This window comes from Paenibacillus sp. FSL R5-0744, from assembly GCF_037972555.1.
GTDB lineage: Bacteria > Bacillota > Bacilli > Paenibacillales > Paenibacillaceae > Paenibacillus_AQ.
In genome coordinates this window covers 6,066,572-6,090,401 of record NZ_CP150228.1, presented here as the reverse complement: position 1 = coordinate 6,090,401, position 23,830 = coordinate 6,066,572, and the positions used below count along the sequence as shown (strand labels likewise).

General features: G+C 40.2%; 22 protein-coding genes and 1 pseudogene. 21 read left to right on the top strand and 2 right to left on the bottom strand.

The window, feature by feature from the left end:
- Positions 1 to 45: 45 nt before the first annotated feature.
- The 10 genes from MKY19_RS26915 (at position 46) to MKY19_RS26870 (ending at position 10,942) form a co-directional block, all read left to right on the top strand.
- Positions 46 to 951, top strand: a complete 906-nt coding sequence (locus MKY19_RS26915) for an NAD(P)/FAD-dependent oxidoreductase (protein WP_339798776.1) — start codon at positions 46 to 48, stop codon at positions 949 to 951.
- A 104-nt stretch (positions 952 to 1,055) separates the two neighbouring features.
- The gene (locus tag MKY19_RS26910) at positions 1,056 to 1,556 is read left to right on the top strand and encodes an isochorismatase family protein (protein WP_339804520.1); all 501 of its coding nucleotides are present in this window, start codon (positions 1,056 to 1,058) and stop codon (positions 1,554 to 1,556) included.
- 106 nt (positions 1,557 to 1,662) lie between these two features.
- Positions 1,663 to 2,331 carry a Type 1 glutamine amidotransferase-like domain-containing protein gene (locus MKY19_RS26905; RefSeq protein WP_339798774.1) on the top strand — a complete coding sequence of 223 codons (669 nt, stop codon included), beginning with the start codon at positions 1,663 to 1,665 and terminating at the stop codon, positions 2,329 to 2,331.
- Between the two features lie 215 nt (positions 2,332 to 2,546).
- A complete protein-coding gene (locus MKY19_RS26900) occupies positions 2,547 to 3,035 on the top strand; it encodes a DUF2199 domain-containing protein (protein WP_339267327.1) in 489 nt (162 codons plus the stop codon).
- A 548-nt stretch (positions 3,036 to 3,583) separates the two neighbouring features.
- Positions 3,584 to 4,426, top strand: coding sequence for a membrane protein insertase YidC (yidC, locus tag MKY19_RS26895; RefSeq protein WP_339798771.1), 843 nt, complete (start codon positions 3,584 to 3,586; stop codon positions 4,424 to 4,426).
- Positions 4,427 to 4,725: 299 nt separating this feature from the next.
- Entirely contained in the window at positions 4,726 to 4,974 is a 249-nt protein-coding gene (locus MKY19_RS26890) for a DUF6678 family protein (protein WP_339798769.1), read from the top strand.
- A gap of 373 nt (positions 4,975 to 5,347) precedes the next feature.
- Positions 5,348 to 5,752 carry a GNAT family N-acetyltransferase gene (locus tag MKY19_RS26885; protein ID WP_038573410.1) on the top strand — a complete coding sequence of 135 codons (405 nt, stop codon included), beginning with the start codon at positions 5,348 to 5,350 and terminating at the stop codon, positions 5,750 to 5,752.
- A 70-nt stretch (positions 5,753 to 5,822) separates the two neighbouring features.
- Positions 5,823 to 6,251: an SRPBCC domain-containing protein gene (locus tag MKY19_RS26880; protein WP_339798767.1), complete on the top strand. Its 429-nt coding sequence runs from the start codon at positions 5,823 to 5,825 to the stop codon at positions 6,249 to 6,251.
- A gap of 246 nt (positions 6,252 to 6,497) precedes the next feature.
- Positions 6,498 to 6,995: an LURP-one-related family protein gene (locus tag MKY19_RS26875; RefSeq protein ID WP_042192030.1), complete on the top strand. Its 498-nt coding sequence runs from the start codon at positions 6,498 to 6,500 to the stop codon at positions 6,993 to 6,995.
- Between the two features lie 425 nt (positions 6,996 to 7,420).
- Positions 7,421 to 10,942 (top strand): alpha-amylase family glycosyl hydrolase, encoded by a 3,522-nt coding sequence (locus MKY19_RS26870; protein WP_339798764.1) that lies wholly within the window; start codon positions 7,421 to 7,423, stop codon positions 10,940 to 10,942.
- An 82-nt stretch (positions 10,943 to 11,024) separates the two neighbouring features.
- Here the strand turns inward: MKY19_RS26870 and MKY19_RS26865 are convergent, their stop codons facing one another.
- Both MKY19_RS26865 and MKY19_RS26860 read right to left on the bottom strand, forming a co-directional pair.
- Entirely contained in the window at positions 11,025 to 11,618 is a 594-nt protein-coding gene (locus MKY19_RS26865) for a YdeI family protein (RefSeq protein ID WP_339267314.1), read from the bottom strand.
- 188 nt (positions 11,619 to 11,806) lie between these two features.
- Positions 11,807 to 12,727 carry a phosphotransferase gene (locus tag MKY19_RS26860; protein ID WP_339798762.1) on the bottom strand — a complete coding sequence of 307 codons (921 nt, stop codon included), beginning with the start codon at positions 12,725 to 12,727 and terminating at the stop codon, positions 11,807 to 11,809.
- 202 nt (positions 12,728 to 12,929) lie between these two features.
- Between MKY19_RS26860 and MKY19_RS26855 the strand changes: the two genes are divergently transcribed.
- The 11 genes and pseudogenes from MKY19_RS26855 (at position 12,930) to MKY19_RS26805 (ending at position 23,597) form a co-directional block, all read left to right on the top strand.
- Entirely contained in the window at positions 12,930 to 13,808 is an 879-nt protein-coding gene (locus MKY19_RS26855; RefSeq protein ID WP_339798759.1) for an aminoglycoside phosphotransferase family protein, read from the top strand.
- A 230-nt stretch (positions 13,809 to 14,038) separates the two neighbouring features.
- A complete protein-coding gene (gene ahpC, locus MKY19_RS26850; RefSeq protein ID WP_042192019.1) occupies positions 14,039 to 14,602 on the top strand; it encodes an alkyl hydroperoxide reductase subunit C in 564 nt (187 codons plus the stop codon).
- Between the two features lie 14 nt (positions 14,603 to 14,616).
- Positions 14,617 to 16,146: an alkyl hydroperoxide reductase subunit F gene (gene ahpF / locus MKY19_RS26845; RefSeq protein WP_339798757.1), complete on the top strand. Its 1,530-nt coding sequence runs from the start codon at positions 14,617 to 14,619 to the stop codon at positions 16,144 to 16,146.
- Positions 16,147 to 16,346: 200 nt separating this feature from the next.
- Positions 16,347 to 17,042 carry a methyl-accepting chemotaxis protein gene (locus tag MKY19_RS26840; protein ID WP_339798755.1) on the top strand — a complete coding sequence of 232 codons (696 nt, stop codon included), beginning with the start codon at positions 16,347 to 16,349 and terminating at the stop codon, positions 17,040 to 17,042.
- Positions 17,043 to 17,156: 114 nt separating this feature from the next.
- Complete coding sequence (deoD, locus tag MKY19_RS26835; RefSeq protein WP_076300941.1) at positions 17,157 to 17,873, top strand: purine-nucleoside phosphorylase; 717 nt, start codon at positions 17,157 to 17,159, stop codon at positions 17,871 to 17,873.
- 280 nt (positions 17,874 to 18,153) lie between these two features.
- Positions 18,154 to 19,131 carry a cation diffusion facilitator family transporter gene (locus MKY19_RS26830; RefSeq protein WP_339271802.1) on the top strand — a complete coding sequence of 326 codons (978 nt, stop codon included), beginning with the start codon at positions 18,154 to 18,156 and terminating at the stop codon, positions 19,129 to 19,131.
- Between the two features lie 73 nt (positions 19,132 to 19,204).
- Positions 19,205 to 19,525, top strand: a complete 321-nt coding sequence (locus MKY19_RS26825) for a metal-sensitive transcriptional regulator (protein WP_042131123.1) — start codon at positions 19,205 to 19,207, stop codon at positions 19,523 to 19,525.
- A gap of 107 nt (positions 19,526 to 19,632) precedes the next feature.
- Positions 19,633 to 19,869 (top strand): glutaredoxin family protein, encoded by a 237-nt coding sequence (locus MKY19_RS26820; RefSeq protein WP_339798753.1) that lies wholly within the window; start codon positions 19,633 to 19,635, stop codon positions 19,867 to 19,869.
- 104 nt (positions 19,870 to 19,973) lie between these two features.
- Positions 19,974 to 20,302, top strand: a pseudogene (locus MKY19_RS26815) (four-helix bundle copper-binding protein).
- 206 nt (positions 20,303 to 20,508) lie between these two features.
- Positions 20,509 to 22,941 (top strand): heavy metal translocating P-type ATPase, encoded by a 2,433-nt coding sequence (locus MKY19_RS26810; protein WP_339798750.1) that lies wholly within the window; start codon positions 20,509 to 20,511, stop codon positions 22,939 to 22,941.
- A 32-nt stretch (positions 22,942 to 22,973) separates the two neighbouring features.
- Entirely contained in the window at positions 22,974 to 23,597 is a 624-nt protein-coding gene (locus MKY19_RS26805) for a nitrite reductase (RefSeq protein ID WP_339798747.1), read from the top strand.
- Positions 23,598 to 23,830: the final 233 nt, after the last annotated feature.

Sequence of the window (23,830 nt, the reverse complement as noted above, 5' to 3'; positions counted from 1 at the left end):
TCTAATATCTTTAATGCAAATTGAAAAGCGAAGGGGAGAATTAGTATGACTCATGATTGTGTAATTATCGGTGGAGGACCGGCAGGTCTAAATGCTGCTCTGGTGCTAGGCAGGGCAAGAAAAAGTATGGTTGTTATTGATGAAGGACGCGCACGTAATAGGGTTACTCGAGAAACGCATGGCTTTCTTACTAGAGATTATATAAGTCCAGGCGAATTTAGGAGGATTGCGAAGGAGCAGATTAGTGCCTATCCATCCGTTACTTTTGCGGAAGATACCGCCCTATCGATTACGGGAACCGATGGCGATTTTCAAATTACGACGGTTCAGGGTCAGACTTTTCAAAGTAAAAAAGTGCTCTTCGCCATAGGGATGAAGGACCTCCCGATGGATATTAAGGGACTCTCAGACGTATATGGTAAAAGCGCCTTTATCTGCCCCTATTGTGATGGATGGGAACTAAGAGATCAGCCTCTTGTCGTAATTGTTAAGGGAGCCGATGCAACGCATATGGCCCAAGTGTTATCTGGTTGGACAAAAAAGATTACCATATGTACTAATGGATCTGATGACTTAACGGATGCACAACGCGAGGAACTTCAGCAACATAACATTCCTGTCTTTGACACACCGATTCAGTCGATCGAATCTGACAATGGCATGGTGCAGCAAGTTGTGTTGAAGGATGGTACTAGCATCGTATGTACGGGGATATTTTTTAGACCGAAGCTTATGATCGGGTCCGATTTGCCACAAGCCATTGGTTGTGAACTCACAGAAACAGGAACAGTCATCGTCGATAATCTCGGTAAAACGAACGTTCCAGGCGTTTATAGTGCCGGTGATGCAGCAACACATCTTCATCAAGCCATTATTGCCGCTTCTATGGGCTCCTTAGCTGGGGTCGGCATTAACAACGAACTAAATGAAGAGGAATGGCGTAACATATGATGTTATTGTACAAAATAGTCTAATTCATTTATTCCCTTGAGCTGAATCTTCATCCAGATTAGTATAGAAACTAGCTATATTTATTCTGAGAGGGGTAGTTCAAAATAAAAATTGGATTTCTAATTATTGATATGCAAAACCTTTTCTTACACGATCATATGGAGAAGTTAAATGTAAGTGAGGCTTGTGAATACATTAATCATGTGTCTGGGTTACTTCGTGCGAAGGACCAAATCGTCATCCATATACAAGACATGGAAGGGGCGAATGCGGATACGGATCCAGAAGCAAGAAATAGTATACCGGAAATTACAGTAGCACCGACAGATATCCAGATGGCAAAAGAATATTCTAATGCTTTTTGGAAAACGGATTTGGAACAACTGCTACGTGAACATGGTGTTGAATTCATCATCGTTGCGGGATTCGCCGCAGAACATTGTGTAACCTTTACTATTAACGGTGCACAAGAAAGAGGCTTTCAAGCAGCCCTTTTACAGAAGGCAATCCTTAGCACACGGCCTGATGCTATTACCTCGATTTACCGTGATCGGCATATGATCTCTTACCCGGTGATCGAGTTTTTAATGGAGACCATTGGTTGAAATTCTACTAATAGAAGCTAATGAAAATAAATGGAGTTACGTATTAGATTACTAATATGTAACTCCATTTTATAATTGTAAAAAATACATATGGAGGTAATTAAGTTTGACTACTCACTACTATCTCAGTTGGTTTAATAATTTTTTTCCAGAGAAGCTGGTCCATTGTTTGCATGAGGATATACAAGACAGAAAATCGCTTGTTATGATTAGCGCTGAACCGTCTGGTTATACAGGTGAGCAAATTAACATTGATGATGTTTCTGAATGTACATGGTTAAATCAGGCTAACATTATTTTTGATGAATATCATTTCATTGATTATCGCATGCAGAAGAAAGAGGCCCAGCGATTAATTCACAACGCTTCTGTCATTTTTTTATGCGGTGGAGATCCTGTTTTGCAAAACGATTTTTTGGCGGATTATGAATTATCAAATGTTATTAAGAACAGCAATGCCGTTATAATGGGTGCCAGCGCCGGTGCGATAAACATGGCTGCAAAATGGTTATGCTTGAAAAACACTGGCAATGAAGTTGAAACAAGTACTATTTATGATGGTATTGGATTTGATCATTTTGCCTATGAATCTCATTCTAAACGCGACTATGCTACGTTTGTTCAAGGTTACCTGTTCCCCTTGTCTGAAGAGATTGATGTTTATGCGGCAGAACAGGAGAGTGCAATGCGTATAAAGGACGGAAAAATAGAAATAATGGGTCCTCTATATTTAATTTCCCACTCAAAGATTAAGAAATTGGTTGAGACGCTCTAATTAGGCTTACAGCGAATCATCTCAGGTTTTTAAAATCCCCAGGACTTATTGTTGGGCAAAAATGATAAATTTTTTAGACCGCCTTCAATGGCGGTCTTTCTATGTCCGGCAGATGCTAGCTGCCCATTTTATTGAAGTAAGGGGCAGGATAACTCAGTAATTTCGCGAATAAGACGTTATAAGAAATCAGCGAGAAACTATAAGGAGCAGAAAACATGAAATGCCCTCACTGTAACAACGAATTAAATGAACTTCCTTTATGTTACGGAAGTGAAGCACCATATTATTTTTACACTGTACCAGAAGAGAAAAGAACAGAATTAATTAGAGATTTTTGTGTAATTGATGAACAGCATTTCTTTATTAGAGGACATATTGAAATACCAGTAATTGATAGTAAAGAGAAATTTATATGGAGTGTTTGGGTTTCTCTTAGTGAAGAGAACTTTTTGAAATCTAATGAATTATTGCACGTAGAAGGAAGGGAAACTGAAGAACCTTATTTTGGTTGGTTATCGACTGAACTTTCAATATATCCAATAACTACATTATCGTTAAAGACAATGGTACATACACAAGAAGTTGGTGCTGTTCCGTTAATAGAATTAGAACAAACGAATCATCCACTTGCAGTTGAACAAAGAGAAGGAATTACAATGGAGAGAGTTAAAGAAATTGCTCATTTAATTAATCATAGTCTGTAAGAGAAGGATTTGAAAGTTGCTCTCCTTGGTCTGCTAAGGGGTTTCGGTGAAACGTAATCAGCAGACAACCCCGCAAGGCTAAATCCTTTGGACTCGGTGCGTAATGTCGATTAAGCTAGCGGGGCGCATTAGTGGAATAGCGGTTGCTTCGGCAGCCATTTTTTTATTTGTTCAACTAACGGGCAGGTTAGTGAAACCACACAGTTTTCTCTAACGTATAATCATTATTCAAATTTTTCCAATATGGCTCATACAGAGGTGAACTTGGCTGGAGCATTTTTATGACTTGGTTCAATTGGCGTTCTCGATCGCTCTCATCTATTCCTTAGTGTCAATTCCATTCACCTATTTTTCTACACAAGAGATACACTGGGGTTATGAAATTGCTCCAGCCGGTTTAACTTGGTTTGTAGCTGTCAGACTGTCACAACCGAGCAGCATTCAGCGGTGGATAGTACGTACCGCCAGACGAAGAGAAGCACCTAATGAAGAAGACCATAGTCCTTCCCCACATTGATATTCCATACTTTCAATTAGGGAGGACAACGATGAAAAAGATTTTGTTGTTTCAAAAATGGGCCAAGCCCATTCTCGTCATGTTGATTGGAGTTATTCCGATCATTGTGCTCAGCGGGTGTTCGACAGCATCCCAATCAAACTCGATTAATGCCGATTCAGCAGGGGTATTTAACCACTTTTTTATTTATCCATTTTCGATCTTGATCAAATTCTTCGCGAATGTATTTCACGGAAACTACGGATTATCGATCGTGCTGATGACTTTCATCATCAGACTCGCGATCATGCCGCTCATGATGAATCAAACCAAGAAACAAATGGACATGAAAGAAAAGATGGCCGTCCTCCAGCCGGAGTTAACTGCACTTAAGGAGAAGTATAAGAACGACGTCAGTGCGGATGCAAAAAAACAACAGCAAGTCGAGATGATGCAGCTCTACCAGAAGCATCAATTTAATCCCTTAAATATGGGGTGTTTACCGATGCTTCTCCAATGGCCGGTCACCCTCGCATTTTACTACGCCATTCGTCGTACCCCAGAGATTGCAGCGGACGATTTTCTGTGGTTTAGCTTGGGGAAAACAGATATGATTTTGCCGCTTATTGCCGCTGCGGTGTATTACGTTCAGTTCCGCGTGTCTCAATCCGTTTCAGCGCAGTATCAGCAAAATCAAAATAACCAAATGGCTTTCATCGGATTGTTGTCACCGATCATGATGGGTGTATTTTCTTTTCAGATGCCCGCCGCGTTACCATTATATTGGGCAGTTGGCGGTATATTCATTATCGTGCAAACGATCATACTCAATAAAATGTACACGAAGCCAAATGTAGTGAGTAAAAACTTACCCACCGGTGTAGAAGATTTATAAAATTGAACCAGGTCATAAAACAATACTAAATACAAGGCATCTGAGGCGCGACCTCAGATGCTCTGTTTTTTATGTTGGCGGCTCGTTAACGGGGAACATAGTTCAACTTAATGAGAAAAATGAAAGGGCCATCCCACAAAAGGATGGCCCTAAAACTTACCGTTACAGACAGCGCGGAGAACTGTATCATAAATAACGATTAAGCTAATGGGAAACTATAGCTCAATAACACCAGAACGAAGCTGCCGACTTAAATCGGTAGCTTTGTTCTGCTAACGGGCAGTTTTGTACAAGAGAAAATGATAAAATGGAGGACTAAAGACATTGATACTGGCTATATCAGCCTTTGGGATGGAGATTGGTATTACCATTTTTCAGATGGCGGCTACAAATTAATTGAGTGGTTAGAAATTCATGCTGAAGATGACTTGATAAAAACTGATTTAATTCAAATCCTAAAAAAAATACATGTTCCAGGTGAAGTAACTACCGACTCCATCATAATTTATGGATATAACAAAACTAATGAATTCATTGATTATATTTGAATAATTACACCAACGGGTAGCGTTAGCTCAAATACGATTAGGCAGCCGTCAGTCAACGCGATCAGCTGCCTTTATTCAACTAACGGGCAGATTAACGCTATAAACCTCTTAGGATTAGTATGCTTAGGTAAAAGAAGTATTCTCATGAATTCTCTAATGTAAATAAATACAAATTCCACTTCAGTTAATCCATTTTCTATACATATTTTTAAGAGTATATTGAGGTAAATAAAGTAATTATTCACTTTGATAAATCCGAAATTGCTATGTCGGTATTATTTTATGGCTTCGTAAGGATTGCAAAACCATCGAAATATGGGAGTTTAAAACAGATGTTGTACCGTAGTTAGTTTTATGAAAGGAAGGTACAGGGGTGAGTATTTATTACGCTTCAAGCAAAGAGGATATCACTAAGGATGCACTCCAAGAGTTATTTCTTTCAGTAGAATGGGAGTCTGGCAAGTACCCAAACGAGCTTTTACAAGCAATCGGAGGATCTCATTCAATTGTTACCGCTTGGGAAGGAGGAAAGCTTGTCGGTTTAATAAATGCTTTGTCAGATGGTGTTTTAACGGTATATTTTCATTATATGCTTATTAATCCTAGTTATCAGAGTATCGGTATAGGTAAGGAAATGATGAATATAATGCTTGATAGATATAAAGGGTGTAAAACAAAAGTATTAATTTCTTATCCTCATGCAGTGGATTTCTATAATAAATTTGGCTTTAATACAGAGGATGGAGCTACACCAATGTTTATCTCAGAGTTGATATAATTGATGGTATAATTTTCGTATACAAATAATTACATAAATTAGATCCTTATAAAAAAGGGGAATGAGCAATATGGCAAATATCGAGCACTTGCAGACCGTGAATGTTCCAGCTTCAAAGGTATATGAAGCATTAACCACTGCAAAAGGACTTTCAGAAATATGGACAAATGAACTAATAGTCAATGATCAGATCGGTTGTATAAATGAGTTCCTATTCGGCGGAAAAGGCTTAACAAAGATGCGAGTTGATGAGCTTGTTCCCGATAAAAAGATTTTGTGGCAGTGTGTTGATTCAGATCCAGAATGGATAGGTACGACAATTTCTTTTGATATGAAGGAAAAAAACGGGAAAACTTCAATCATTTTTCGTCAGATGAATTGGGAGGAAGTGACCTCATTTTATCGCGTATGTAATTATAACTGGGCTATTTTTTTGTACAGTCTTAAACAGTATTGCGAAGAAGGCGAGGGTCTCCCATATCATAAACGGAAGTTTTAGAACCATTGAAAACACGGTTGGGTGACTAAAGTACAGGATCCCGAGAAATGATTTCGGAAGTACTGGGTAAGTACGAAGAAGTTTTTACCCAAGTTTTTACAATCATTCGGTTCAACTATTGGGAAACTATAGTTCAATAATGAGAGGGTTAACGAAAGGTAGTTCATGGTTAGGTGGCTATCACTATTAATATCTATGATGAAATCTGCGCTTTAATAATATGCTTATATCGAAGGAGGTATTGGAATGAAGCAGCTTTATATAAAGCAGAAGGTATTCAGTCTAAGTGGTAAATTTACGGTAAAGAATCAGCAGGAGCAGGATGTCTATTATGTAGAGGGCAGTTTTATGCAAATACCAAAGACGTTCTCCATTATGAATACAACAAGAGATGAAGTCGCACTTATTACGAAGAAGGTATTTAGTTTTTTACCGAAGTTTTTTGTTGAGGTCAATGGCCGAGAGGTGTTAACGATTAAGAAGGAGTTTTCTTTCTTTAAAGCACGCTATACGATTGATGCGGCTGACATTGAGGTACATGGTAACTGGTGGGACATGGATTTTCAGGTCTTGCAGCATGGTGTAGTCATAGGTAAAGTGAATAAGGAGTGGTTCACTTGGGGTGATAGCTACAAGGTTCAAATACTAAATGAGGAGATGGAGGCAATCATAATTGCGTTCGTTGTTGCAATTGATTGTGTAAAAGCTGACCAAGCAACTGCTTCCTCATCAGCGACGATTTAATTTAGGGACATACAAAATAATATATTTAAGGAATTAATATTTCATAAAATCATACTAGAATAGTTACGAAAGTATAGAGCCTAGTTCTATAAATAGCGGTAATTTAAGATTTTAATATGCCTTGAACAGCTGATGAATGAAAACGATTGAACTTTTGTATTTAAACCATTAAATTTTTATGTTTTTAGCCTAAAAGATGCATTGACCCGGAAAAGGTTGGAGCCTATAATCATAAACAGGGAAAATTCATTAGATATGGAGCTATCTGTAACCTGAGGATTTCTCAATAGTTCTATTTGTAAACGCATACAATGAGGTTTTTCCATATTTTCTAAGAAGGAGGAGATTGGATAAGTTAGATTGTTTCTTTTTTTCTCATTTTTGCAAACGTTTGCACAACGTAATTTAATGAGGAGGTTATTTAATTGGTACGAAAACAATCTAGGCGGTTTGTTTCTTGGTTGATCATTTTTTCGCTAATCTTTAGTTTATTCGGTTTATCGGGCGGGGCTTCAGCCAGCAACACTGATTATACAGTCTCCTATACGAACACCACAGCATCTTCTGTGACACTGCATTGGACTACGAATAATTGGACGAATACTACGGACACAGTCATGTCTAAAAGTGGGACCACGTTTACGGCCAACCTCAATGTTCAGGAGGGCGCAACACTCATTTATTGTTATCACATCACAGCCCCGACGGATAGCTGGGACAGCAACGGAGGGAAGAACTGGACGGTAGTTATTCCGGTTGCTGGGAAGTATGAAGCTGAGAGCGCAGCCTTGTCAGGTGGCGCAAAAATAAATACGAATCACACCGGATATACCGGCACCGGTTTTGTTGATGGATACACAACCACAGGAGCAACCACCACCTTCAATGTTCATTCTTCCGCTGCAGGCGCCTATAATGCCACGCTTCGCTACGCCAATGCGACTGGCAGTGCCAAGCAAGTTTCCATTTATGTGAATGGAGCAAAGGTAAAGCAGACCACTTTAGCGAACTTGGCAAACTGGGATGCATGGGGGGACCAAACAGAAACGCTCTCCTTACAGGCAGGAAATAATACGATCGCTTACAAATATGACTCGGATGATACTGGGAATATCAATATCGACTATCTAACTATTTCAGCCACAGCAACGCCAACGCCTACCGCAACACCAACACCAACAGTGACGCCTACGCCAACACCAACCGTAACACCAACGCCAACAGTGACGCCTACACCAACACCAACCGTAACGCCAACACCAATAGTGACTCCTACACCAACACCAACCGTAACACCTACACCAACGCCAACTTCGGCTGGCTTAACGGTTCATTTTAAGAAACCAGCAAACTGGAGCTCAACGATCCGAATCCATTACTGGAAGCTGAGTCCGACAACAGTTCCAACAAGCGGAGCTTGGCCAGGAATTCTGATGAAATCGGACGGGAACGACTGGTACAGCTATACTATTGCCAACGCCACCGGCACAAGCCTTATCTTTAATGATGGCAACGGCAAACAGACCGCCGACTTATCCCGCAGTATAAAAGAGGGCTGGTATTCCTCGGATAATGTGTGGTATGACGCTAATCCAGAAATTCCGAAGATCCCTGTGATTTCAGTCTCTCCTACACCGAAGACATATGATTCTGCCCAAACTGTGAAGCTCTCCAGTATCAATACTGGCGATAAAATCTACTATACGACAGACGGATCGACACCTACGACATCCTCTACCTTGTATACCACTCCAATCCAAGTGGCCTCTACTATGACTATTAAGGCTTTTGGTGTTAACTCCATCGGTCAAGCAGGCAGTGTAGGCACTTTTGCTTATGTCATTGACCTAAATCTCGACCTGCAGGCCCCAACGATAACCGCGAATTTACCTGTTGGGAATTCAAGCTCTGCCGTTACCGTCTCTTTTAATATAAAAGATAACAAAGCAGCAACGACCACCGCATATTACACAGATAATGGGACAGAACCAACTACCAGTTCAAATCTCTATGTCTCGGGCAATGCTTTAACTGCTCTAGCTGGACCGTCCATTCTTATTAATAAGACGACGACACTGAAATTCCTGGTGGTTGATGGTGCCGGAAATGAAACGAAACAGAGCTTTATCTATACGATTGGAAATAAAGGCGATTTCCGTGAAGACACCATTTATTTCGTAATTACTTCACGATTCTATGATGGTGATCCGAGTAACAATGTACATTCATGGGAGGATGCTAAAGCAGGAAATCCGGATTCAGACCCAGCTTGGAGAGGTGACTTTAAGGGTCTGATTCAAAAGCTCGACTACATCAAAGCGCTCGGATTCAGTGCCATTTGGATTACGCCAGTGGTGCAGAATGCCAGCGGGTATGATTATCACGGCTACCATGCGATTAATTTTTCCAAAGTAGATCCAAGGTATGAATCAGCCGGAGCCTCTTATCAGGAATTAATTAATGCAGCTCATGCCAAAGGGATAAAGGTTATTCAGGATGTTGTTGTGAATCATACCGGTAATTTTGGGGAAGAGAATCTGTTGCCTATGTTCAAAAAAGATCCGACTGCAGCGGACACCGTAAATAACATGCTTAAAATTACGGATAAACTGCCAGCTAACTATGATACGATGACCCCTGATCAGCAATATCAGGCCAGACTCGCAATCATGAAAAATGCGGAAACCAACAATAACATGTATCATACCGAAAAAAGTCTTTCCTGGGAATCTTACACCGTACAGACAGGACAGATTGCAGGAGACGCTGTGGACTTGAATACGGAAAATCCTGTAGTGAATCAGTATCTAATTGACAGCTATAATCAGTATATTGATATGGGTGTTGATGCTTTCCGGGTCGATACTGTGAAGCATGTAAGTCGGTATATTTTTAACAAATACTTTGTTCCTGCTTGGAAAACAAGAGGGGGCTCAAACTTCTTTGTCTTTGGTGAAGTGGCTACTCGGTACAGAGATGTATGGAATAGTGGAATTCCGGCAATATCGACTCCATTCTATACATGGAAAAGCTCGAAAGCCTATCCGGGTGATGGACAAAATGACTACGCTTCCAACAAGCTGTCAGTGGAACAAGAGTGGGCAGATAACTCTACTACAGCAGGGCAGCCAACCTCGAACAATGCTTTTTTAATAGGCAATAATTATCACGCGCCTGACTATTCGATGAAATCGGGTATGGATGTTATTGATTTCCCGATGCATTGGGCATTCAAGACTGCACAGGAAGCATTCAGTATGAAGAGCGGTGATCAATATTATAACGATGCTACTTGGAATGTAACTTATGTTGACTCTCATGACTATGCACCTGACCAAGCCCCAGAGAATCAACGATTTGCAGGGACACAAGACACTTGGGCTGAGAATCTCTCGCTGATGTTCACTTTCCGGGGAATACCTGCGATCTATTACGGTTCTGAAATCGAGTTTAAAAAAGGATCAGTCATCGATGTAGGCCCGAATGCACCACTTAGCTCAACAGGGCGTGCTTACTTTGGAGATCAAATTGAGGGTAGCGTTACTGTTCAGGACTACGGTAAGTATACAAATGCTACTGGCACACTTGCCGATTCATTAAACTATCCTTTGGCAAAACATATTAGACAACTCAATTTAATCAGAAGAGCTGTTCCAGCCTTGCAAAAAGGCCAGTATTCCACAGAAAATGTATCCGGTGATTTGGCATTTAAAAGAAGATATACCGATAGCGCTAAAGGTATTGATAGCTTTGCGTTAGTTACGATCTCAGGAAATGCGACATTTACCGGAATTCCGAACGGAACTTACGTGGATGCGGTGACTGGCGATACCAAAAACGTTACTAACGGTACAATCACTCTGGTATGCTCTGGAAAAGGAAACGCTAGAGTGTATGTATTGAACGGTAGCGGTGGAATTGGAGTAACCGGAACCTACCTGAAGTAGTATAAAGTCTTTTAGTAAAAAGAGAAGAAGCAACCTCAGTTCGGATTGTTCACCGATCTAAGGTTGCTTCTTCATATACAACTTAATCATTTAATCCTTTTCCATCCAGAATTTGCGGCATCCATTTTTCAACCCTAGATACTCGAGTTTTGGATTGCTTGGGTTCAGAAAAATGATGAAGGTATGCTCTTTGCCGCCCGGGCGTCAAGGCTTCAAAAGCATTTTTCAAGGCAGGCATTTCATCAAGTTTAGTTTGAAATTCATCAGGAATGATGAAATCTGTATTCTTTTTGAATTCCACTTCCAAACCAGCTTTTTCAACCTCGATGGCTTCATAAATATATTCTTTTATGATGCTTTCTTTTTCAAGGATTTCTTGAACATTGGTGAACCGGATCTGGCGTGCAGCTTGTACATTCTCCGTTTGTTGAATCAGAATTCCATGGGTATCCTTTAATAAGACACCTTTATGAAATAGCAGTGCAATATATTCTTTAAATCCATGGATTAAGACTATGTTTTTGTTCTCAAACGTGTAACAAGGATGCATCCATTTAAAGTCTTCGGTCAGCTCACAGTCAAGAACGATATTTCTCAACGTCTCGTATTCTTCCTGCCACTGTTTTACTTTCCTTAGAAATCCGTCCACCTTAGGATTCGTTTTACTATTAGTCATTAAGGAACACCCTTCTTCCTCGTAATCATATTAAGATTTCAACTTGCTTAGCTTGTCCCTTTTGTGGCTGATCTAATTGCATAGTTTGCATACAGACACTAGTAAAGCTAACATAATATTAGATGTCTCTTATGGAAATGGCTAGTAAAACTTATGTTAGCGAGGTATTTATGAACCGAATAGAAGTATCAATGTTTAATGCAAACTTCCTGCCACTTCATAAGCCAGTGATATTGTTGATCGCAAAATTCTTTAGATATACATTGTAATCCTTGGCACTGTACTATTCTTGAGATAATTTGAAAATGTCTGATCGCAATAAAATCGAAAATCGTAAGAATCTCTTGGTCGCTCAGTGTACGTATTTTACTATATCCCTTATAAAAGCGTTCGTATAAACGTAAGGTTTGATCGTACATTGATTCATGAAATTCATTAAAATGGGTATCATCACACATATATGCAACATCCATACTAGAATAATCACCTGAAGCGTCGTCAAAGTCAAAGAGAACATATTCGCCATGCTCGTTTCTGATCATATTTCCCGTATGAAGGTCACCGTGACAAAAGTTTTTTGGGAGCCTAGTGATGCGTTCCCATAATTCATTACCGTATTGATTAAGTTCTAGAATTTTTTCTGGATCAAAATGGAGTTCTTTCATATTGGAGATATAGCCATCGATGTAATCGACTTTCGTCCTGTTAATAAGTTTATTGGGATATAGTTTCATTAGGTTATGGAGTTCTGCAATCTGATTTCCGATACTCTCGGCCTCAAGCTTAACCTCGGGCATTGCGCCCTCGACATAATCGTATAATATACCTACGCAGCTACCAACCTGATTACTAAGCATAATATGGCTATCATTTTCGACAGTTCTAACCACAGATACTGCTGGATATGAATTTGCTTTTAAATAATCTAAGATCTGAACCGTCTGCAAGGCGTCATCCGATTTAAAGTTACGGTATATTTTAAACATATACTTTTGTTCTTGATTCTGTAAGTAATATACTTTACCGATCATTTCTCGATGAAGTTCGATATTCTCTATATTTATTTGATAGGCTCGCTTGATTTCACCGATAAGACTATCAACTTTCATAAGCTGAATTCTCCTTTGAGTAGAACTTGGGCTATATAAATTATCTTTACTGTATATCCAATATGTAAATACTAACGATAGCTTATGTCACAAACAAATATACGGAAGTATTTTACAATAATGACAGCGAAGTTGAATATGGGCTGTTCAGCGATATTTTTTATGATAGGTGACAAATAACTTTTGTTTGGAGAGATAAACATTGAATACAATTACCGTCGATTTAGTTGCAAGATTAATTAATGAACAATTTCCCGCGTGGTCCGATTTAGAGATTAGGCCAGTAAAATTCAGCGGGAATGATAATCGTACGTTTCATTTAGGTGAGCATATGAGCGTGAGGTTACCAAGTGCAGCAGCTTATGCTCCACAAGTAGAGAAAGAGCAACGATGGTTGCCCATATTAAGTAAAGAACTCACGTTACCTATTCAAATACCATTAGTCAAAGGGAAGCCTAACGAAGAATATCCATTGCCGTGGTCTATCAATAAGTGGGTAGAGGGTGAGACATTAACGCACCAAAATATTAATGATCTTAACCAGTTTGCAAGAGATTTGGGAGCATTTTTAATTGAATTACAATCTATTGATGCTAGTAGGGGGCCTTTAGCAGGAGAACATAATTTCTATAGAGGTGGATCTTTAGCTGTATATGATGAAGAGTCTAGACATGCGATTGAGCATAATAAAGATATTTTTAAAGAAGATCTATTGAGAGAAATCTGGGAATTAGCATTAGATTCTAAATGGAATTCCAAGCCGGTTTGGGTTCATGGAGATATTGCGCCAGGAAATTTACTAGTCAAAGATGGAAAGCTGTGTGCAGTCATTGATTTCGGAATCTTGGGTGTAGGCGATCCTGCTTGTGATGCGGCAATGGCATGGACCTTTTTTGATGAGGATAGTAGAAAGGTATTCAAGGATGTATTAAATATGGATGAAGAGACCTGGAACAGAGCAAGAGGATGGGCTTTATGGAAAGCGCTGATCACCTATAATGGAAATCGATATACTAATCTAGAGGTAGCGAGAGAATCCTTAAATACTATCAATGTAATAGCAGATGACTTCGAATTGTAGAAATTGCCCTACATAAAACGTGTAAACTGACCCATACTAGTTCATAAGTATGATAATTTATGAACATTTAGCGACTGACAACGATTATCATATTAGAATTATTATAAATAACTTGACAGGCCTTAATTTGGTTAATTATAATAATTACAAATAGTATTCAGATATGTGATGTTTGCAGATTTGAATATTGTATCCACAAAAAAATAAAACTTAAAGGAGATTTAAATAATATGTCACTTATCGGAACAGAAGTCCTACCATTCAAAGCAAGCGCATTTCAAGATGGGAAATTCATCGATGTATCAGAAGAAAACTTTAAAGGTAAATGGAGTGTAGTTTGCTTCTACCCAGCTGACTTTACATTCGTATGCCCAACTGAACTTGAAGATCTGCAAAACCAATATGAAACCCTAAAACAATTGGGTGTTGAAGTATATTCCGTTTCCACAGATACTCACTTTACACATAAAGCATGGCATGAAAGCTCTGCAGCTATTGGCAAGGTAAAATACATTATGATCGGCGATCCTTCTCATGTAATTTCCCGTAACTTTGATGTTCTGATCGAAGCTGACGGTCTTGCTGATCGCGGTACATTCATCATTGATCCAGACGGTATTATCCAAACCGTTGAAATTAACGCAGGTGGTATTGGTCGCGATGCTAGTGCACTTGTTAACAAAATCAAAGCCGCACAATATGTACGCAATCATCCAGGTGAAGTTTGCCCAGCGAAATGGTCCGAAGGTGCAGAAACTCTTAAACCAAGTCTCGATCTTGTAGGTAAGATTTAAGGAGCGAAAGCTAAATGAAATTAGATCAAGAAATAAAAGCTCAACTAGCTCAATACCTAGAACTCTTGGAAGGCGACGTAGTACTGAAAATCAGTGCAGGCTCTGACGAAGCATCTCAAGAGATGGAAGCGCTGGTTGATGAAATTGCCAAAATGTCAGCTAGGATAACGGTAGAAAAAACCGAACTGCCTAGAACCCCAAGCTTTAGCGTAAATCGTGTGTGTGAAGATACGGGCGTAACCTTTGCTGGAACTCCGCTAGGACATGAGTTTACTTCATTAGTGTTGGCTCTATTGCAAGTTAGCGGAAGAGCGCCTAAGGTTGAGCAAAGTGTTATTGATCAGATCAAAAGCATTAATGGCGAATATAAGTTTGAAACTTATGTCAGCCTAAGCTGTCATAATTGCCCTGATGTTGTACAAGCACTGAACCTAATGAGTATCTTCAATCCTGGCATTACCCATACGATGATTGATGGCGGAGTGTTCAAAGAAGAGGTAGAACGCAAAGAAATTATGTCTGTTCCAAGCGTTTACCTTAACGGTGAATTTTTCGAAAGTGGTCGTATGACGGTTGAAGAGATTCTAGCTAAAATGGGTAGTACTGTAGACGCATCAGAGTTTGACAATAAAGCTCCTTATGATGTTCTTGTTGTTGGCGGTGGCCCAGCAGGTGCAAGTGCAGCAATTTACGCAGCGCGTAAAGGAATTCGCACAGGGATTGTCGCTGAACGCTTAGGCGGACAGGTTAACGACACACTTGGCATTGAGAACTTTATCAGTGTAAATTACATTGAAGGTCCTCAGCTAGTGGCTAAACTCGAAGAGCAAGTGAAAGAGTATGGCATTGATGTGATGAAGTTACAACGTGCCACACGTTTAGATAAGAATGATTTAATTGAAGTTGAACTCGAGAACGGTGCTGTTCTAAAGAGTAAGACGGTCATTCTGTCGACAGGTGCTCGTTGGCGCAATATGGGTGTGCCTGGTGAAGCTGAATTCAAGAATAAAGGCGTAGCCTACTGCCCACACTGTGATGGTCCTTTGTTTGCAGGCAAAGATGTTGCCGTTGTCGGCGGCGGTAATTCAGGGATTGAGGCAGCAATTGATCTAGCGGGTATAGTGAAGCATGTAACGGTTCTGGAATTTGCTCCAGAGCTCAAAGCAGATGCTGTACTGCAAGATCGTCTCTACAGCCTACCTAACGTTACTGTGCTTAAGAACGTGCAAACGAAAGAAATTACCGGAACTGATAAGGTAGATGGTATTTCTTATATCGATCGTGCGACAGAAGAAACTCACCATATTGAATTACAGGGTGTATTTGTACAGATCGGTTTGGTTCCGAACACAGATTGGTTAGGTGACATGGTTGAACGTACTCGCGTTGGCGAGATCGTTGTAGATAGCCATGGTGCTACAAATGTACCAGGAGTATTTGCTGCTGGCGATTGCACTAATAGTGCTTATAAACAAATCATCATTTCGATGGGATCCGGTGCAACTGCAGCTTTAGGTGCATTTGATTATCTGATCCGCAACTAATCGATACTGTTAATAAAAGCAAGTAACCCAAAGCCCTCACTTTTCACAAAGTGGGGGCTTTTTTGGATGTTATCCGTATGATGTGGGAGAAAAAAGGGGATTTGTAAACTTTTTTGGAGGATTTTATGAGAATATCTCGAATACATATTTCAAATATGAATTAAGTAAAATTGAGAATTAAGCACGGTTGGAAAAACCTTTTGCTGGATAATTTAAACATTACCGAAGGACAGCTTTTAAACAAAGAAGAACCGCTTTACATAGCTATCCGAGAGAATCAAGAATTAAAGTCCGATGTTCCGGCCAACTTCTATGGATTTGAGTTTACGGGTACAGCGACACCTCTTCATGATCAAAACGGTCAGGTCATTGGCGGGATTGCAGTTCAGATTCGTAGACAAAGTGAATTAAAGGCTATTGTAGAACAAATCTCAGAATCACTGACCCAAGCTAATGAGCAAATCAATAATATTTCGTATGGATCCAATTCACTTGCGGATTACTCTCAGCAACTACTTATTCAATCCCAACAAGCTGGTAGAGATGTGGAGAATACTACAGAGGTCCTATCGATTATTAAAAAGGTTGCTGACCAAACGAATTTACTCGGGCTGAATGCAGCAATAGAAGCAGCTCATGCAGGTGAGAAGGGAAGAGGGTTTGAAGTCGTAGCTAAGGAGATTCGGAAATTTTCACGGGAAACCGTTTCTTCAACTCAAAACATAAATGAAACCATGTTACAGATTAAGGGGATTACGAACCAAATGGCTAATTCGATAGAGAAGATAGCGGCGATCGGACAAGAACAGGCTGCATCTGTTCAGCATACTTCTGCATTTATTGAGGAAATAAAAATAATGTCCCAAAAGCTTAACGAGTTTGCGAATAAATTGTAGCAAGAGAATCAGTTCTTTTTTTGTTGAAACAAAAGAATATTTTAAACGTATATTTAAATTCATGGATGGTATAGTAAGATAGTAGTTGAGTAACAAACTTAGGAGGAATAAATTATGTCAACGCCGCACAATGCAGCACAAAATGGTGAAATCGCCAAAACAGTATTAATGCCAGGAGATCCGTTAAGAGCGAAGTATATCGCAGAAACCTATTTGGAGAACCCAACCCAATTTAATACGGTACGGAATATGTTTGGATATACAGGCACTTACAAAGGTAAAGAAGTGTCAGTAATGGGTTCGGGAATGGGAATGCCAAGTATCGGTATTTATTCTTATGAACTATACAAAAATTATGGTGTGGAAAACATCATTCGCATCGGTAGTGCAGGTGCCTACACAGATAAATTGAATTTATTTGATGTGGTACTGGCGGATAGTGCGTGGAGTGAATCTACATACGCCTATGTGCAAAGTGGTGTAGAAGGAGACGTACAGCTGCCAAGTAAAGAATTGAACGAAGTCATTGAAGAAGCGGCTAAACGTATTAACAAGCCACTTTTGACGGCAAGAATTCATTCAAGCGATGTATTCTATCATGAAGACAACGTGCCAGGCCACAATGAATTTTACAATGAACATGACTGTGTATGTGTAGAAATGGAGAGCTATGCATTGTTCCATAATGCGAAAGTATTAGGTAAACAAGCAGCATGTATTCTTACTATTTCAGATTCATTAGTTACTCATGCAGTAACCACGGCAGAAGAAAGACAAAATTCTTTCAACAGCATGATGGAAGTTGCATTAGAAGCAGCGATTTCTCTTTAAGATTAAGAAGTGAAAGATAAACTAAAACATCTTTATACAGAAATTGTATAGAGGTGTTTTTTTTATTTTTATTTTTATAAACTTCTAGCTGAGGATATACCCTTAGGTTTGTTATTGACAAGAAGAAAAATCCAGATCATAATAACATATGAGCACTTGTTCATATGTTATTATGATCTGGAGCTTTTGAATACCACTGCGCGCGCATACAAATACTATCTTGCTGAAGGTAAATAGGAGGTAAATCATGAAGGACAAGAAGAATAATCACAATCATCAGATGGAGCACGTAGACGGGCAACACTCCGATCACGATCACAGCGATCACAATCACTCCCATGCAGGACATGATCATTCCCATGGGCCTCACGGTCATCATCATTTTGATCCTAGCGGAAACAAAAAAGGACTAATGATTGCATTAATAATTACAGTAGGAATTATGTTTTTGGAGTTTTTTGGCGGACTGATCACTAACAGCTTAGCGCTGCTATCGGATAGTGGGCATATGCTAAACGATGCAAGCTCCTTAGCATTAAGCCTAGTAGCGGTCTGGTTTGCAACTAAACCTGCATCTCCCAATAAAACATATGGATTTCATCGGTTTGAAATTCTAGCGGCACTATTGAATGGGGTCACCTTATTTGTAGTTGCTGGTTTTATCATCGTGGAGGCTTATGGCCGATTCTTCGAGCCGCCTACGGTTGCAAGTGGTTCTATGATGCTGATCGCATGTATAGGTCTTTTAGCCAATGTTGCTAGTGCTTGGTCTCTTATGAGAAAAGGAGATGTAAAGAATAACATTAACCTTCGCAGCGCTTATCTTCATGTGCTTGGCGATGCTTTAGGCTCGGTAGGTGCTATTATTGCAGGTTTAGTTATGATGATTTTTGGCTGGTATATTGCTGACCCGATTATAAGCGTACTAGTTGCTCTATTAATTCTTAGAGGTGCTTGGGGAATCATCAAACATACCGTTCATGTTCTTATGGAAGGTACACCGATTACAGTGAATCCATCTGAGGTGAAGGCAGTTCTAGAAAGTATCGAGGGCGTTATAAATGTTCATGATCTTCATGTTTGGACAATTACCTCGGGTCTTGATTCACTAAGCTGCCATCTCTTAATCAAAGATCAGGAAGATGATCAACGTATTTTGCAGCAAGCCATTCAGTTAATAGCGGAACGCTTCAAAATCCAGCATACTACTATTCAAATTGAGACATCGGTGATATCCCATGAAGTGATGAAAGTCTAATTATATTTTATATTTTGAATAGATTAGGGGGGCTATAGTATAATAAAACTATATGGAAAGGAGTGATTGGTGCATGGAAGATCATACGCACGAGCACGAATCATGTAGCACGGGTGAACGAAAAAGTCATCACTCTGAGAAGACTAAAAAGAACCTGGTTAGCCGACTCAATAGAATTGAAGGACAAGTAAGAGGGCTAAAGGGATTAATTGAGAAGGACACCTATTGTGATGATGTGCTGCATCAAATCTCTTCGGTCCAATCTGCTTTGAACGGCGTAGGAAAGCTTTTGTTAGAACATCATATGAAGAGCTGTGTCGTGGAACGAATTCAAGATGGTGAAAATGAAGTGTTAGATGAGTTATTAATTACCATCAATAAATTAATTAAATAATTGTTAATAGAAAGGATTCGTTGGAATCCTTTTTTATTTAGATTCATATATAGTGTAGGGGGGTATACTAATGTTGTTGGAAAATATAATTAAGGAGGACGACCCATATGAACGTAGAGGTATTTACAACACCGACTTGTGAGGATTGCAGAAATTTTAAAAAGTTCTTAAGTGAGCATCATATTCCATTTACTGAATTTAATATTGCAGATCATCCTGACCATGCAGATACGTTATTTAATCGAACGGGAAAAAGATTGGTTCCCACCATTTTCATTAACAATCAGGTATTCTTCGGATTTGTGTTCAATCGTCAAGAAATTGAGAAACAGCTGAATGTCTAATGTTCAGTTCGGACAATTTCTCTGAGCATGATAAGTTAGCTCACGATTGGGTAAATATAGAGTAGGGGACTATACTAAATTACATCTTGAGAGGAGTTTTTATGATGTCACATCAAAACTACAAAGCGTGTATTGAAGAATGTTTAAAATGTATGGTGGCTTGTAATCACTGTTACTCATCTTGCTTGGAGGAAGATCATGTTGGATGATGAAGGAGTGCATTCGCCTGGATCGTGAATGTGCAGAAATATGCGGATTCACTGCACATGCCCTGTCGATGAACAGTAAATATGCCAAGGCCTTATGTTTAGCTTGTGCAGAGGCTTGTGAAGCCTGCGGCAACGAATGTAAAAAGCATGACCATGATCATTGCCAGCAATGTGCAGAAGCATGTTTTGCCTGTGCGAAAATCTGCCGTGAAATGGCTGCTTAACTCAGTAGGACTCTCTTCAGAGAGGACAGATTCATGAGGGAGTTTTCTCAGAAACAGGATTTCTGTTACTGAGAAAACTCCTTTTTAAGTATTTAGAGTATAGCTTGTCGCTTGACATAATATAGGGTAGGGGGGTATACTAACATCAAGAAGAGGATGATGCAAACAATGGAAATCATCACAAAAGTGGAAGAGGTGTTTATATAATGACTACTGCTGCGGCGGGACAATCGCAAACATCATTACAAATCACAGGGATGACTTGTGCTGCTTGTGCAAACCGCATAGAAAAAGGCTTGAACAAGTTAGAAGGTGTAACAGAAGCCAACGTAAACTTTGCAATGGAAAGGGCTACAGTGACTTATGATCCGAATATAGTGGACGTAAGTAAGATGGAAGCAAGTATTCAGAAGCTAGGGTATAGCACGGCTAAAGAAGCTGTAGATTTACAGCTTGTAGGTATGACATGCGCTGCTTGTGCATTGAAAATTGAAAAGACTCTGAATAAACTGCCTGGCGTAAGCACTGCCAGTGTGAACTTTGCGATGGAAACAGCACATGTCGAATATAATCCCGTTGAAGTTTCTGTATCTGACATGCAGAAGCGGGTGGAGAAGCTTGGATACAAGGCTGTTCCCAAACAAGAGCAAGGTGACCCAGCGGAACAGCGACAACAAGATTTATCCAAGCAGAAACGTAAGCTGCTGATCTCCGCGATTCTATCGTTTCCACTGCTGTGGGCGATGGTGAGCCACTTTTCCTTCACTTCGTGGATATGGCTGCCTGATCTTTTTATGAATCCATGGTTCCAATTGATTATGGCAACACCAGTTCAATTTTATATTGGTAAACAATTTTACATCGGTGCTTATAAAGCACTCCGTAACGGCAGTGCGAACATGGATGTTCTAGTTTCACTTGGGACCTCAGCGGCCTTTTTTTACAGCCTTTATTTAACCATAGTTTGGGCTGTCGATGGTGGGAGCGCGCATCATGGACCAGAAATGTATTATGAAACGAGTGCAGTATTGATTACTCTGGTTCTAATGGGAAAATTGTTCGAATCCTTGGCAAAAGGACGGACCTCGGAAGCTATTAAATCCTTGATGGGCCTGCAGGCCAAGACAGCTTTAGTTGTTCGCGACGGTGAAGAATTAAGCATTCCGGTAGAGGAAGTTATTACTGGTGATATAGTACTTGTTCGTCCAGGGAATAAAGTACCTGTAGATGGTGAAGTTCTGGAAGGGATCTCTTCAGTAGATGAATCCATGCTGACCGGAGAAAGCCTCCCTGTTGAAAAGAAAGCCGGAGATTCCGTCATTGGAGCGACGATTAATAAAAACGGTATGCTTAGAATCAAGGCAACAAAAGTAGGTAAGGAAACTGCTCTTGCGCAGATCATCAAAGTGGTAGAAGAAGCGCAAGGTTCAAAAGCTCCTATTCAACGGGTTGCTGACGTCATCTCCGGTATCTTTGTTCCTATCGTTGTTGGGATTGCCGTTATTGCATTTTTAGTGTGGTACTTCATCGTAACACCGGGTGATTTTGCAGGAGCTTTGGAAAAAGCAATCGCCATTCTGGTTATCGCTTGCCCTTGTGCTTTGGGTCTGGCTACGCCAACCTCCATTATGGCTGGTTCCGGACGTGCAGCTGAACTGGGAATCCTGTTCAAAGGCGGAGAGCATTTGGAGCAAACACATAAAATTGATACGATTATCTTGGATAAAACAGGCACAGTAACAAAGGGCAAACCTGAGCTTACCGATATTTTGGTCGAAGGCAACGAGACAGAATTTCTTAGACTGGTGGGTGCAGCCGAGAAGAATTCAGAACATCCACTTGCAGAAGCTATTGTCGCAGGCATCTTGGAAAGAAATATTGAATTGCCAGGGACAGAATCTTTTGAAGCTATACCGGGTTTTGGGATCAAGGCTGTCGTGGAAGGCAAGGAGCTGTTAATTGGTACTCGGCGTCTCATGGACAAATACGGTGTAGAGGCAAGTCATGCTTATAACATCATGTCTACTTTAGAAGAATCCGGTAAAACAGCAATGCTTGTTGCTATAAATAAAGGGTACGTAGGTATGGTAGCCGTTGCGGACACCATTAAAGAAACCTCTCAGGCTGCTGTCAGTCGCTTGAAAGGAATGGGAATCCAGGTCATTATGATTACCGGAGATAACGAACGTACGGCAAAGGCGATCGCTGCCCAAGTTGGCATTGATCATGTACGCGCTGAAGTGCTTCCAGAAGGAAAAGCGGAGGAAGTGAAAAAATTACAAGCGCAAGGAAAGATAGTAGCTATGGTCGGCGATGGTATTAATGATGCTCCAGCTCTAGCTACTGCAGATATTGGGATGGCAATCGGTACGGGTACGGATGTGGCTATGGAAGCTGCAGATGTTACTTTAATGCGAGGCGATCTATCCAGTATTCCTGATGCCATCTACATGAGCCGTAAAACGATGACTAATATTAAACAAAATCTATTCTGGGCGCTTGGATACAACTCCCTTGGGATTCCAATCGCAGCACTTGGTTTCCTGGCTCCATGGGTAGCGGGTGCAGCAATGGCGCTCAGTTCGGTTTCCGTTGTACTTAACGCGCTTCGTCTACAACGTGTGAAGATCCGTAACTAAATCGCTTGAGGAATGGAGACGGAGATAAGGATATGGGAGAGATAACGAAAATCGCAGTTGCGCCTCCAATTCAAGTGGGAGGAAGCCTGTTCACACCAGAGCAGCTTGCTACTATTGGAGCTATTGTAGGGACAAATGCAAGAATTGAAATGACATCTTTTAAACAGCTATATCTGGAGGTACCTCTGGAACATCGTGAAGAGATTGTGGAACAACTTGAGCGTACGGGCTTGGAAGTATATCCAGCGGGTTTTGTCACGAAAAGCCTGATTGCTTGTAATTTTTGTAAAGGGGCTGAGGAAGCAGGTCTGGCAGTTGCACAGAAATTAAATCAGTCCATCGCAGGGATTGAAACACCTATGCCACTGAAGATTGGTTATGCGGGCTGTGCACTCGGAACAAGCGAGCCTTTGTTGAAAGACATCAGCGTTGTGAAAATGCGTAATACCTATGAGATTTTTGTTGGAGGAGAACCTAAAGGACTTAAGACTTCAATCGCACAATCTCTTAGATCAGGGCTAAGTGAAGATCAACTCATTCCAGTGATTTTGTCATTGATTAACTACTATAAAGCCAACGCCAAAGGCAAAGAGAAATTCAGGAAATTCATTGACCGGACGACGATAGAATTGCTGCAACAAGTTGTTGCTGTGTAGGATAAGGTTTTAATTTTAAGAGGGGCTTCCTTTATAGGAGCTCCTCTTTTTAGTGTGATCTAAGAATAATGCTACGAAATGCAAAGTTTGTAAAATTAATAAACTATTTAAGTAAATAAAGTGTTAAAATTTATAAAAATAATACCTTTATTATCAAGATAAATAGATGCCATAGGGGATGGCATGGAAGATGCGATGATCATTATATAAACAGAATGAGAGGGAAGTTGACC